General features: G+C 42.9%; 2 protein-coding genes. One reads left to right on the top strand and one right to left on the bottom strand.

Annotation, left to right across the window (positions count from 1 at the left end):
• Positions 1-378: gamma-glutamyl-gamma-aminobutyrate hydrolase family protein (locus GMD6S_RS11545; protein ID WP_000607707.1), on the top strand; the 378-nt coding region annotated here is incomplete at its 5' end.
• Here GMD6S_RS11545 and radC read toward each other — a convergent pair.
• A partial coding sequence (radC, locus tag GMD6S_RS11540) for a RadC family protein (RefSeq protein WP_000352957.1) occupies positions 375-758 on the bottom strand: 384 nt, incomplete at its 5' end. The genes GMD6S_RS11545 and radC overlap by 4 nt on opposite strands.

Genomic DNA, 758 nt, shown 5'->3' with positions numbered 1-758 from the left:
AAACCAATTTTCTCTGTTTGTCGGGGTACTCAACTTTTCAATGTCGCCATGGGAGGCACGCTTCACCAAGATATCGAGGATCATTGGCAGGACTGTTCAGCCGAATACACAACACAACGCCTCGTAACGGAACCTGATACAATTCTCCGAGAGATCTATGGAGAAATCTCTCATATCAACTCCTTCCACCACCAGAGCATTAAAGATTTAGCTTCAAATCTTAAGGTTGTAGCACATGATCCTAAAGATGGAGTTATCGAGGCTGTGACAACTACGGACGGTTTTCCTTATCTTGGTGTCCAATGGCATCCTGAATTTCTCTTTGAAAATCGCCCCAAAGATAAAACGCTATTTGACTATGTTGTTAATGAACTCTAAATTAGATTCGTCTTTTCACGGTAACTAAAGTAATCCGAGTGAGAGACAATCAGATGGTCCAAGAAAACGATACCCATCAGTTCGCAGGCTTCCTTGACTAGCTTAGTGACATGATCGTCGTTTCGACTAGGAGATACTGCACCAGATGGATGATTGTGAACGAGAATCACGGAGGTAGCCATATGCTTGAGGGCATAGTGAAGAATTTCCCTCGGTTCAGCAATGCTGCGTGTCGCAGATCCGATAAAAATAGTTTGCTGATGGATGATTTGATTTTGAGTATTGAGATAGAGCGCCACTAGGTGCTCTTGTTTTTTGTCGCCAAGTTCCTGTTGCATTTTCTTGGCTAGCTTTTGACTACTGAGAATACTTTCCATCTC

The sequence above is a fragment of the Streptococcus sp. GMD6S genome (assembly GCF_000297015.1).
This window is presented reverse-complemented; position numbering and strand designations above follow the sequence as displayed.